The sequence below is a fragment of the Streptomyces sp. NBC_00005 genome (genome assembly GCF_045160215.1).
Classification (GTDB): Bacteria; Actinomycetota; Actinomycetes; order Streptomycetales; family Streptomycetaceae; genus Streptomyces.
This window is the reverse complement of sequence record NZ_CP108316.1, coordinates 7,696,749-7,708,626: the sequence shown is the minus strand read 5'-3', so window position 1 is coordinate 7,708,626 and position 11,878 is coordinate 7,696,749. Positions and strand designations below refer to the sequence as shown.

At 71.2% G+C, this 11,878-nt stretch carries 7 protein-coding genes and 1 pseudogene; all 8 read left to right on the top strand.

Going from position 1 to position 11,878, the window contains the following annotated elements:
• Positions 1-203 precede the first annotated feature (203 nt).
• The 8 genes and pseudogenes from OG303_RS35325 to OG303_RS35290 all read left to right on the top strand — a co-directional run bounded on the left by OG303_RS35325 (position 204) and on the right by OG303_RS35290 (position 11,863).
• On the top strand, positions 204-1,190 hold the full coding sequence (locus tag OG303_RS35325) for an NAD-dependent epimerase/dehydratase family protein (RefSeq protein ID WP_405873573.1): 987 nt from the start codon (positions 204-206) through the stop codon (positions 1,188-1,190).
• A pseudogene (locus OG303_RS35320) lies at positions 1,187-1,436 on the top strand (transposase); the annotation flags it as partial. The gene OG303_RS35325 and the pseudogene OG303_RS35320, both read left to right, overlap by 4 nt.
• Positions 1,437-1,877: 441 nt before the next feature.
• Positions 1,878-3,404, top strand: coding sequence for a leucyl aminopeptidase (locus OG303_RS35315; protein ID WP_405873572.1), 1,527 nt, complete (start codon positions 1,878-1,880; stop codon positions 3,402-3,404).
• Positions 3,405-3,644: 240 nt separating this feature from the next.
• A complete protein-coding gene (gene lpdA, locus OG303_RS35310; protein WP_405873571.1) occupies positions 3,645-5,033 on the top strand; it encodes a dihydrolipoyl dehydrogenase in 1,389 nt (462 codons plus the stop codon).
• Between the two features lie 60 nt (positions 5,034-5,093).
• Positions 5,094-6,896: a 2-oxoglutarate dehydrogenase, E2 component, dihydrolipoamide succinyltransferase gene (gene sucB, locus OG303_RS35305; protein ID WP_405873570.1), complete on the top strand. Its 1,803-nt coding sequence runs from the start codon at positions 5,094-5,096 to the stop codon at positions 6,894-6,896.
• Positions 6,897-7,165: 269 nt separating this feature from the next.
• The gene (locus OG303_RS35300) at positions 7,166-7,789 is read left to right on the top strand and encodes a GntR family transcriptional regulator (protein WP_405873569.1); all 624 of its coding nucleotides are present in this window, start codon (positions 7,166-7,168) and stop codon (positions 7,787-7,789) included.
• A 295-nt stretch (positions 7,790-8,084) separates the two neighbouring features.
• Positions 8,085-10,781 carry a pyruvate dehydrogenase (acetyl-transferring), homodimeric type gene (gene aceE, locus OG303_RS35295; RefSeq protein WP_405873567.1) on the top strand — a complete coding sequence of 899 codons (2,697 nt, stop codon included), beginning with the start codon at positions 8,085-8,087 and terminating at the stop codon, positions 10,779-10,781.
• Between the two features lie 107 nt (positions 10,782-10,888).
• Positions 10,889-11,863 carry a helix-turn-helix transcriptional regulator gene (locus OG303_RS35290; RefSeq protein WP_405873565.1) on the top strand — a complete coding sequence of 325 codons (975 nt, stop codon included), beginning with the start codon at positions 10,889-10,891 and terminating at the stop codon, positions 11,861-11,863.
• The last annotated feature ends 15 nt before the right edge of the window (positions 11,864-11,878 follow it).

The following is an 11,878-nucleotide window of genomic DNA, read 5'->3' as shown; positions in this document are numbered from 1 at the left end:
CGCATATCGGATACAGACCCGCGCCCCTCTCGGGGCGCGACCTCGCGTAGGCCCAGTACTCCAGTGCGACTTCGTGATCGGGTGTTTGGATGCCTCGGCGGGTCGACGTTATTGCCCGAGGGTTGCGGTCGATCTGACGGCTGACCATCTGCTGTCAGCGAATCCGCCTGGCCGGGCGGTGTTCCCGGTGCTTGTGTGTCGGTATGGAGATCCTGGTTCTGGGCGGAACGGCATGGGTGGCTCGGGAGCTGTCGCGGCAGGCGATCGAACGCGGCCATCGGGTGACCTGCCTCGCGCGTGGCGAGAGCGGAGAAGTCGCGGACGGAGCGACACTGGTCGCCGCCGACCGGCGCGATCCGTCGGCGTACGAGCCCCTGCTCGACCGGGTATGGGACGCGGTCGTCGAGGTGTCATGGCAGCCGGGCTTCGTTCGTGGAGCGCTCGACGTGCTGGGCAGCAAGGCCGGGCACTGGGTGTATGTCTCGTCCGGCAACGCCTACGCCTCCCAGGCCACGCTGGGGGCGGACGAGTCCGCGGCCCTGCTCGCCCCGACCGACCGGAGCGAGGTCGACCGCGAGTTGTACGGCGAGGCGAAGGTCGCCTGCGAACAGGCGTCGACGGCCGCTGTGGGCGACCGCCTCCTCATCGCACGAGCCGGGCTCATCGGCGGGCCGGGCGATCACAGCGGGCGTTCCGGCTACTGGGTCGCCCGCGCCGCACGCGATCCGCGAGGGCCCATGCTGGTCCCCGACACACCGGCCATGCCCACCCAGGTGGTCGACGTGCGGGACCTCACCGCCTGGCTGCTCGACTCCGCGGAGACGGGAACCACCGGCACATACAACGCTGTCGGCCCGGTCGTTCCGTTCGAGGAGTGGATCGAGCTGTCCCGCGCCGCCGGCGGGCACACCGGTCCGGTGGTCACCGCCGAATCGGCGTGGCTGCTCGCCAACGGCGTGGCCCAGTACATGGGGTCCGAATCGCTGGCGATGTGGCTGGTTGAGCCGGGCTGGGAAGGGTGGTCGGCCCGGGACGGGTCCTCGGCGCGCGCCGCGGGGCTGTGTCACCGGCCCTCGGCGGAGATGCTGGCCGACACGCTGCGCTGGGAACGCGAGCAGGGGCTGGACCGGGAAAGGCGCGCAGGCCTCAGCGCGCAGCGCGAGCGCGAGTTGCTCGACGCCCTCGGCTGACGACGCTGGACCGGTCTCGCACACCCGAGCGTCTCTACCTGCTCGGGCTGCTGTCGAATGTCGAACGGAAGAACTGCTGGCAACTGGCAGCTGGCCGAACAGGCGGGCCACACCCGGCCCGGGCCGATGCAGCGTTTGCTGCGCCACGCCCGCCGGAACGCCGATGCGGTCCGCGACGAGGTGCGCGCCTACGCCGCCGAACACCTCGGCGCCGAGGACGGTGTCTTGATCGTGGACGAGACCGGCCGCGCCCGCAGCCATGGGCAACAGGGCGGCCGGCAGGGCCCGTTCGCGGCCCAGCACCGGCAAGGACGTCGCCTCGCCCAAGTAGCGACGCGCGGCCATGGTTCGTCCTCCCCCCAGAGGCCCTCTCTTGTGGTCAATTCGAGGAGGATTCGTGGAAATCATGCAAAGCGGCGAGCGGACCGCTCACCGGATCCCCACGAGTGTGACCCGGGTCACCGGGGGGCGGGGATCGGGAAATGGACACCGCGCCGCCGGAAGGTGAACAGCCGCAGGAATGAGCGATCGTGCGCACGCGCGTAGGCTCATCCCGAGTGTTCGCCGCACCGGGGAAGGCCCCGCTGAATCCGCACCCTCAGCTCGGATCTAGGGTCGGCTGTCGGGCCCGGTCGACCCACACAATCGACCACAGAAACTTCACATCGGAAGCGAGAATTCACCACCGTGACTGCTCTCACTCTCAGCACCGCCGCGGCGCCCGGTCTTCGGGCCGACGCGATCGTGATCGGTGTGGCCAAGGGCGCGAAAGGCCCGGTCGTCGCACCGGGCGCCGAGGCCGTGGACAAGGCCTACGACGGCAGGCTCGCCGGCGTCCTGGAGACCCTCGGTGCCTCCGGCGCCGAGGGCGAGGTGACGAAGCTGCCCGCGCCCTCCGGCTTCAAAGCCCCGCTCGTGGTGGCGGTGGGCCTGGGCTCGGAGCCCGAAAAGGACGCCGGCTTCGACGCCGAGGCCCTGCGCAAGGCCGCCGGCGCCGCCGCCCGTACCCTCGTCGGCTCCAAGAAGGCCGCCTTCGCCCTGCCGATCGGGGACGCCGCCGACGTCGGCGCGATCGGCGAGGGCGTGCTGCTCGGCGCGTACTCCTTCGACGCCTACAAGGACAACGGCAAGGACCCCAAGGCGAAGAACGGCAAGGACCCGCTCGCCGAGGCCTCCCTGCTCGGCGCCAAGCCCCGCGACAAGGAGCACAAGGCGGCCGTCGAGCGCGCCGCCGCCGTCGCCGAGGAGCTCAACCGCGCCCGCGACCTGATCAACACCCCGCCGAACGACCTCAACCCCGAGGCGTTCGCCGCCGTCGCGCAGGCCGCGGCCAAGGAGCACGGCATCAAGGTGCAGGTGCTCGACGTGAAGGCGCTGGAGAAGGGCGGCTACGGCGGCATCCTCGGCGTCGGCATCGGCTCGGCGGCGGGCCCCCGCCTGGTGAAGCTGTCGTACACCTCCGCCAAGGCGAAGAAGCACCTCGCGCTCGTCGGCAAGGGCATCACCTACGACTCGGGCGGCATCTCGCTGAAGCCGGCCGGGCACAACGAGACGATGAAGTGCGACATGAGCGGTGCGGCGGCGGTCTTCGCCGCCGTGGTCGCCGCCGCGCGCCTGGGTCTCGAGGTCAACGTCACCGGCTGGCTGGCGCTGGCGGAGAACATGCCGTCGGGTTCCGCGACCCGGCCCGGTGACGTGCTGCGCATGTACAGCGGCAAGACGGTCGAGGTCCTCAACACCGACGCCGAGGGCCGGCTGGTCCTGGCGGACGCGCTGTGGGCCGCCTCCCAGGAGAAGCCGGACGCGATCGTGGACGTCGCGACCCTGACCGGCGCGATGATGCTGGCGCTGGGCAGCCGGACCTTCGGCATCATGGCGAACGACGACGCGTTCCGCTCCGCGGTGCACGAGGCGGCGGAGGAGGTCGGGGAGCCGGCGTGGCCGATGCCGCTGCCGGAGCACCTGCGCAAGGGCATGGACTCCCCCACCGCCGACATCGCGAACATGGGCGAGCGGATGGGCGGCGGCCTGGTCGCCGGTCTCTTCCTGCGCGAGTTCGTGGGCGAGGGCATCACCTGGGCCCACCTGGACATCGCGGGCCCGGCCTTCAACGAGGGCGGCCCGTTCGGGTACACCCCCAAGGGCGGTACGGGGACCGCCGTGCGGACGCTGGTCCGGCTGGCGGAGCTGACAGCCGCGGGCGACCTGGGCTGACGCAGCTGTGAACGAGGGGGCTCCGCGCGCGGGTAGGGCGGAGCCCCCTCTTCCATGCCCGCTCATCTGAACGTGGGACGTCTCACACCCCGGCCCGGCGTCTCGTTCACCCCCGACAAGTGCGAAGATGGGCGTCGGCAGGACAGGGCCCCCACCACAGGGCCGAAGAAGAGCGGCCGGACACCAGCCGCCGACCGGTCACGGACGACCGGCGTGGCGCACATGCATGGAGGACGTGACGTGGCGAACGACGCCAGCACCGTTTTCGACCTAGTGATCCTCGGCGGTGGTAGCGGTGGTTACGCCGCGGCGCTGCGCGGGGCCCAGCTGGGCCTGGACGTCGCCCTGATCGAGAAGGACAAGGTCGGCGGTACCTGCCTGCACCGGGGGTGCATCCCCACCAAGGCCCTGCTGCACGCGGGCGAGATCGCCGACCAGGCCCGCGAGAGCGAGCAGTTCGGCGTGAAGGCCACCTTCGAGGGCATCGACGTGGCCGCCGTCCACAAGTACAAGGACGGCGTCATCTCGGGCCTGTACAAGGGCCTGCAGGGACTCGTCGCCTCCCGCAAGGTGACGTACATCGAGGGTGAGGGCCGCCTGTCCTCCCCGACCTCCGTCGACGTGAACGGCCAGCGCATCCAGGGCCGTCACGTCCTGCTGGCGACCGGCTCCGTGCCGAAGTCGCTGCCCGGCCTGGACATCGACGGCAACCGCATCATCTCCTCGGACCACGCCCTCGTCCTGGACCGCGTACCGAAGTCCGCGATCATCCTGGGCGGCGGCGTCATCGGCGTCGAGTTCGCCTCCGCCTGGAAGTCCTTCGGGTCGGACGTCACCGTCATCGAGGGCCTCAAGCACCTCGTCCCGGTCGAGGACGAGAACTCCTCCAAGCTTCTTGAGCGCGCGTTCCGCAAGCGCGGCATCAAGTTCAACCTGGGCACCTTCTTCTCGAAGGCCGAGTACACCGCCGACGGCGTCAAGGTCACCCTCGCCGACGGCAAGGAGTTCGAGGCCGAGGTCCTGCTGGTCGCGGTGGGCCGCGGGCCCGTCTCCGCCGGTCTGGGCTACGAGGAGCAGGGCGTCGCCATGGACCGCGGCTATGTCCTGGCCGACGAGTACATGCGCACCAACGTGCCCACCATCTCCGCCGTCGGCGACCTGGTCCCGACGCTCCAGCTCGCGCACGTCGGCTTCGCCGAGGGCATCCTGGTGGCGGAGCGTCTGGCCGGCCTGAAGACCGTCCCGATCGACTACGACGGTGTTCCGCGGGTGACGTACTGCCACCCCGAGGTCGCCTCCGTGGGCATCACCGAGGCCAAGGCCAAGGAGATCTACGGCGCGGACAAGGTCGTCGCTCTGAAGTACAACCTCGCGGGCAACGGCAAGAGCAAGATCCTGAACACCTCGGGCGAGATCAAGCTCGTCCAGGTCAAGGACGGTGCCGTGGTCGGCGTCCACATGGTCGGCGACCGCATGGGCGAGCAGGTCGGCGAAGCCCAGCTGATCTACAACTGGGAGGCGCTGCCCGCCGAGGTCGCGCAGCTCATCCACGCCCACCCGACGCAGAGCGAGGCGCTCGGCGAGGCCCACCTGGCCCTGGCGGGCAAGCCGCTGCACTCGCACGACTGACCCTCGGTCGACGAAGCGACGTACTCAGACTTCCGCAATTCGTAAGGAGCAACCGAAACCATGGCGGTTTCCGTAACCCTTCCGGCGCTCGGCGAGAGCGTCACCGAGGGCACTGTCACCCGCTGGCTGAAGGCCGAGGGTGAGCGCGTCGAGGCCGACGAGCCGCTGCTCGAGGTGTCGACCGACAAGGTCGACACCGAGATCCCCTCGCCCGCCGCCGGTGTCCTCGCGTCCATCAAGGTCGCCGAGGACGAGACCGTTGAGGTCGGCGCCGAGCTGGCCGTCATCGACGACGGCACGGGTGCCCCCGCTGCCGCCCCGGCCCCCGCCGCTGCCGAGGCTCCGGCCCCGGTCGCCGAGCCCGCCCCGGCGCCCGTCGCCGAGGCCCCCGCCGCCCCTGCCGCCCCCGCTGCTGCCCCGGCCGTGCCGGCCGGTGGCGCGTCCGGCACGGACGTGGTCCTCCCCGCTCTCGGCGAGTCCGTCACCGAGGGCACCGTCACCCGCTGGCTGAAGCAGGTCGGCGAGGAGGTCGCGGAGGACGAGCCCCTGCTCGAGGTCTCCACGGACAAGGTCGACACCGAGATCCCGGCGCCGGTCGCCGGTGTCCTGCTGGAGATCGTGGTCGCCGAGGACGAGACCGCCGAGGTCGGCGCCAAGCTCGCCGTCATCGGCGCCCCGGGTGCCGCTCCGGCCGCTGCCGCGCCCGCGGCTCCGGCCGCCCCGGCTCCCGCGCCCGCCCCCGCCGCTCCGGCTCCCACGCCCGCCCCCGCCGCTCCGGCTCCGGCCCCCGCGGCACCTGCGGCTCCGGCCGTTCCGGCCCCGGTCCAGGCCGCGGCCCCCGTCGCGCCTCCGGCTCCGGCTCCCGCGCCGGCCGCTCCGGCTCCGGTCACCCCGGCTCCGGCGGCCCCGGCTCCGGCCGCGCCCGCCGGTGACGACGGCGCCTACGTGACCCCGCTGGTGCGCAAGCTCGCCGCCGAGAACGGCGTCGACCTGGCCACCGTCAAGGGCACCGGCGTCGGCGGCCGTATCCGCAAGCAGGACGTCACCGCCGCCGCCGAGGCCGCGAAGGCCGCCGCTGCTGCCCCGGCTCCCGCCGCGGCTGCCGCTCCGGCCAAGAAGGCGCCGACCCTGGAGGCCTCTCCCCTCCGTGGCCAGACCGTCAAGATGCCGCGCATCCGCAAGGTCATCGGCGACAACATGGTCAAGGCGCTGCACGAGCAGGCGCAGCTGTCGTCGGTCGTCGAGGTCGACGTCACGCGCGTGATGAAGCTGCGCGCCCGGGCGAAGGACTCCTTCGCGGCCCGCGAAGGCGTCAAGCTCTCCCCGATGCCGTTCTTCGTCAAGGCCGCGGCCCAGGCGCTGAAGGCTCACGCGCCCATCAACGCCAAGATCAACGAGGCCGAGGGCACGATCACCTACTTCGACACCGAGAGCATCGGTATCGCGGTGGACTCCGAGAAGGGCCTGATGACCCCGGTCATCAAGCACGCGGGCGACCTCAACATCGCCGGTATCGCCAAGGCCACCGCCGAGCTCGCGGGCAAGGTCCGGGCGAACAAGATCACCCCGGACGAGCTGTCCGGCGCCACCTTCACCATCTCCAACACCGGTTCGCGCGGTGCGCTCTTCGACACGATCATCGTGCCGCCGGGCCAGGTCGCGATCCTCGGCATCGGTGCCACGGTCAAGCGCCCGGCGGTCATCGAGACCGAGGAGGGCACGGTCATCGGCGTCCGCGACATGACCTACCTGACCCTCTCCTACGACCACCGTCTGGTGGACGGCGCCGACGCGGCCCGCTACCTGACCGCGGTCAAGGCGATCCTGGAGGCGGGCGAGTTCGAGGTCGAGCTCGGCCTGTAACGCGCAAGACCAGCAGTACGAAGGCGCCCCCGTCCGGAGTTCCGGACGGGGGCGTCCCGTTTCCGGGCCCGGTGCGTACGGCAGGCCCGGTGCGCACGTCAGACGCGCTGCGTACGCCAGGTGCCGCGTCCGGGTGGCAGGGCGTGTAAGTCTCGTCTCACCTGCATGAAAGCGCCCCCGTGCGCCCCTCCCCGAGGGCGGTCCGGCCTTATTGTCTAAACGTCAAACGCCCCAGGGGCCGATGGGCGGCCCCTCCCTAAGGAGCCCTCATGACCGCGCCCGTCGTCCACTCGCTGCGCGAGCAGATCCGCGAGCACATCGTGGAGGGGATCGTCAGCGGGCGCTGGAAGCCGGGCGAGCGGATCGTGGAGCGGCGTATCGCGACCGAGCTGGAGGTCAGCCAGACGCCGGTGCGGGAGGCACTGCGCGAGCTGGAGTCGCTCCGGCTGATCGAGTCGGCGCCGAACAAGGGCGTGCGGGTGCGGAACCTGACGGCGGCCGACCTGGAGGAGAGCTACCCGGTCCGGGCCGGCCTGGAGGCGATCGCGGCCGAGCTGGCGGCGGAGCGGCTGGCGGAGGACTGCTCGGCCCTGGAGCCGCACGTCGCCGCCCTCTACGAGGCCGACCGCAACGCCGACGGCACCGGCCAGGTACGGCACACGGTCGCCTTCCACCGCGAACTGGTGCGAGCCGCGGGCAACTCCGTGCTGCTGCACACCTGGGAGGGCCTGGGCATCGAGGTGTTCACGGCGCTGTCGATCCGCTGGCTGGGCACGGTGCAGCAGTCGTACGCGGAGGAGCACGAGGAGCTGGTGGCGGCGTTCCGGAGGCGGGATCCCCGGATCGCCGAGATGGTCAAGGCGCACGTTCTGGGCTGTGCGCCACGGGCCTGAGCCTTGAGCGAGGCAGCGCTCAAACGTGCCTCCGACCTGCGAAAACCTCCGAAATTCGCGGCACCCGGTGCCTGCCCGAAAGGCACCCCGTGCCTACTTTCTCGTGATCAAGAAGTTTTGCCCGGAACCCTTTGATCGATCATCGATCAGGGAGTTATTGTCGCCCACGGGCCACGCGGCGGAAGTCGCAAGGTGTCACAGCACCGCGGCCCTCCGCCCTGTCCTGCCAAAGACAAAGGGCACCCCTGAACCCTTGCCGATGAGGGAACCCCCTTCGACTGAGGAAGGCGGCGACATGACCGACCCCAACGCCATCCAGCCGAGCGAGCTCGACCAGCTCCCCGACCGGGACCCCGAGGAGACCGCCGAATGGCAGGCCTCCCTGGACGCGGTCGCCAAGGCGGCGGGCCCGCACCGTGCCGCATACCTGATGCGCCGCACGCTGGAGCGCGCGGAGGGCAACGGCATCGCGCTGCCCAAGCTGCTCGAGACCGACTACGTCAACACCATCCCGACCGCCGCCGAGCCGAGCGTGCCCGGTGACGAGGAGATGGAGCGCCGTATCACCGCGTGGAACCGCTGGAACGCGGCCGCGATGGTGTCCCGGGGCAGCAAACACGGCGTCGGCGGCCACATCGCCACCTTCGCCTCCGCGGCCTGGCTGTACGAGACCGGCTTCAACCACTTCTTCAAGGGCAAGGAGGCCGACGGGTCGGGCGACCAGCTCTACATCCAGGGCCACGCCTCCCCCGGCATCTACGCCCGCGCCTTCCTGGACGGCCGGCTGACCGAGCAGCACCTCGACAACTTCCGCCAGGAGGCGGGCGGCAACGGCCTCCCGTCGTACCCGCACCCGCGGCGCCTGCCCTGGCTCTGGGAGTTCCCGACGGTGTCGATGGGCCTCGGCCCGCTGTCGGCGATCTACCAGGCCCGCTTCAACCGTTACCTGACGGCGCGCGGCATCAAGGACGTCTCGGACTCGCACGTCTGGGCCTTCCTCGGCGACGGCGAGATGGACGAGCCGGAGTCCACGGCGGCACTCGCCCTGGCCTCCCGCGAGGGCCTGGACAACCTCACCTTCGTCATCAACTGCAACCTGCAGCGCCTCGACGGCCCGGTCCGCGCGAACTTCAAGATCGTGCAGGAGCTGGAGGCCCAGTTCCGCGGCGCCGGCTGGAACGTCGTGAAGTCGCTGTGGGGCTCCGCCTGGGACGAGCTGTTCCAGCTCGACACCACGGGCGCGCTGGTACGCCGGCTGCGCGAGGTACCGGACGCCCAGGTGCAGACGTACCAGACGCGCAACGCGGCCTACATCCGCGAGGACTTCTTCGGCAAGGACCCGGCGCTCGTCGAGATGGCGAAGCTGCTGAGCGACGACAAGATCCTCGAGTGCTTCCACCTCTCCCGCGGCGGCCACGAGTCCCGCAAGGTGTACGCCGCGTACAAGGCGGCCGTAGAGCACAAGGGTGGCCCGACGGTCATCCTGGCGCAGACGGTCAAGGGCTTCACGCTCGGCGAGGGCTTCGCGTCGAAGAACGCCAACCACCAGATGAAGAAGCTGTCGGTGGACGAGTTCAAGCAGATGCGTGACCTGCTCGAACTCCCGATCTCGGACGCGCAGTTCGTCGACGGCCAGGTCCCCTACGGCCACCCCGGCGCCGACTCCCCCGAGGTCCGCTACCTCCAGGAGCGCCGCGCGGCCCTCGGCGGCCCGGCCCCGGCCCGCCGTACGCACGCGCTCGCCCCGCTGCCCGCCCCCGCGGAGAAGGCCTTCGCCTCCTTCGACAAGGGCTCCGGCACGCAGAACGTGGCGACGACCATGGCCTTCGTCCGCCTGATCAAGGACCTGGTCCGCGACAAGGAGTCGGGCAAGCGCTGGGTGCCGATCGTCCCGGACGAGGCGCGCACCTTCGGCATGGAGTCGCTGTTCCCGTCCCTGGGGATCTACTCCCCCAAGGGCCAGACGTACGAGCCGGTCGACCGCGACCAGCTGATGTACTACAAGGAGGCCAAGAACGGCCAGATCCTCAACGAGGGGATCACCGAGGCCGGTTCGATGGCCGACTTCATCGCCGCGTCCACCGCGTACGCCACGCACGGCGAAGCGATGATCCCGTTCTACATCTTCTACTCGATGTTCGGCTGGCAGCGCACGGCCGACCAGATGTGGCAGCTCGGCGACCAGCTCGGCCGCGGCTTCCTGGTCGGCGCCACGGCCGGCCGTACGACCCTGACGGGCGAGGGCCTGCAGCACGCCGACGGTCACTCGCCGGTGATCGCGGCGACCAACCCGGCGGCGCTGACGTACGACCCGGCGTTCGCGTACGAGGTGGCGGCGATCGTCAAGGACGGTCTGCGCCGTATGTACGGCGAGGCGGCGCCCGGTGAGGACCAGAACGTCTTCTACTACCTCACCGTCTACAACGAGCCGAAGCCGCAGCCGGCCAAGCCGTCGGGCGTCGACGAGGGCATCGTCAAGGGCCTGTACCGCTTCAACACGGCCGAGTCGGCGGGGCTTTCGCCGGTGGCCAACGCCCCGCGCATCCAGCTGCTCGGCTCCGGTACGGCGATCCACTGGGCCCTGGCGGCGCAGAAGCTGCTCGCCGAGGAGTGGGGCGTGGCCGCGGACGTCTGGTCGGCGACGTCCTGGACGGAGCTGCGCCGCGACGCCCTGGAGGCGGACGACGCGCTGCTGCGCGGCGAGGAGCGGGTCCCCTACGTCCGTCAGGCGCTGCACGGCGCCGAGGGTCCGGTGCTCGCGGTCTCCGACTACATGCGGCAGGTCCCGGACCAGATCGCGCAGTGGGTGGAGCAGGACTACTCCTCGCTCGGCGCCGACGGCTTCGGCCTCTCGGACACCCGTGAGGCGGCGCGCCGGCACTTCGGCATCGACGCGGAGTCGATCGTCGTCGCGGCTCTGGCCCAGCTGGCCCGGCGCGGTGAGGTGAAGGCGACTGCCGTCAAGGAGGCCCGGGAGCGGTACGGGTTGTAAGGCCACCAGCACCACGTCCGGGCCGTATGAACAGTGCGGCCCGGACGTGGCTGGTCGCGCGGTTCCCCGCTCCCCAAAGGGCGCGGGGACCCCGGCATCATGAACGTATGCGCGCTGCCCGCCTCATCAAGATGGTGCTGCTCCTCCAGTCCCGCCCCTCCATGACCGCCGCCGAGCTGGCGCGGGAGCTGGAGGTGTCCGAGCGGACGGTGACGCGGGACGCGCAGGCGTTGTCGGAGGCGGGGGTTCCGGTGTACGCGGACCGCGGCCGGGCCGGTGGATATCGCCTCATCGGCGGCTACCGCACCCGGCTGACCGGGCTGGCCCGCGGTGAGGCCGAGGCGTTGTTCCTGTCCGGCGTACCGGGGGCACTGCGCGAGATGGGCCTCGAGGACGCCGCCTCCGCCGCCCGGCTGAAGGTGTCGGCGGCCCTTCTCCCCTCTCTCCAGGACGCCTCCGAGGCGGCGGCCCAGCGCTTCCACCTGGACGCGCCGAACTGGTTCGCCGAGCCGAAGACACCCCCGCTGCTGCCCGCCGTCGCCGACGCGGTGTGGGACGACCGCCGGATCACCGCGCGCTACCGGAGCCGGGAGGCCGAGGTGGAGCGGGAGCTGGAGCCGTACGGGCTCGTGCTCAAGGCAGGGGTCTGGTACGTCTGCGCGCGGGTCGCGGAGGGCGGGGCCTTCCGGGTCTACCGGATCGACCGGTTCACGGCGGTGGAGGCCGGTGCGGATCGCTTCGTAAGGGACGAGGAGTTCGACCTTCCCGGCTTCTGGGCGGAGCAGGCCGAGCAGTTCGCGAGGTCGATCCTGCGGGCCGAGGTCGTGGTGCGGCTGTCCGCGGACGGGGCGCGGAGACTGCCGTACGCCGTCGATCCCGCCTCCGCCCGCCAGGCGCTCTCGGACGCGGGCGCCCCCGACGAGGACGGGTGGCTGACGGTGACGCTCCCCGTGGAGTCCGAGAAGGTCGCCCACAGCCAGCTCGCGGGGCTCGGTCCGGAGGTGGAGGTGCTGGCTCCGGAAAGCCTGCGGGCGCGTTTCAGCGAGGATGCGCTCCGGCTGGGCCGCCTGTACGGGACATAACAATCCGCCGCACTC

Excerpts from the sequence above, each read along its gene's own strand:
- OG303_RS35325 (WP_405873573.1), top strand. The coding sequence starts at position 204 with ATGGAGATCCTGGTTCTGGGCGGAACGGCATGGGTGGCTCGGGAGCTG.
- sucB (WP_405873570.1), top strand. The coding sequence starts at position 5,094 with ATGGCGGTTTCCGTAACCCTTCCGGCGCTCGGCGAGAGCGTCACCGAG.
- OG303_RS35300 (WP_405873569.1), top strand. The coding sequence starts at position 7,166 with ATGACCGCGCCCGTCGTCCACTCGCTGCGCGAGCAGATCCGCGAGCAC.
- aceE (WP_405873567.1), top strand. The coding sequence starts at position 8,085 with ATGACCGACCCCAACGCCATCCAGCCGAGCGAGCTCGACCAGCTCCCC.
- OG303_RS35290 (WP_405873565.1), top strand. The coding sequence starts at position 10,889 with ATGCGCGCTGCCCGCCTCATCAAGATGGTGCTGCTCCTCCAGTCCCGC.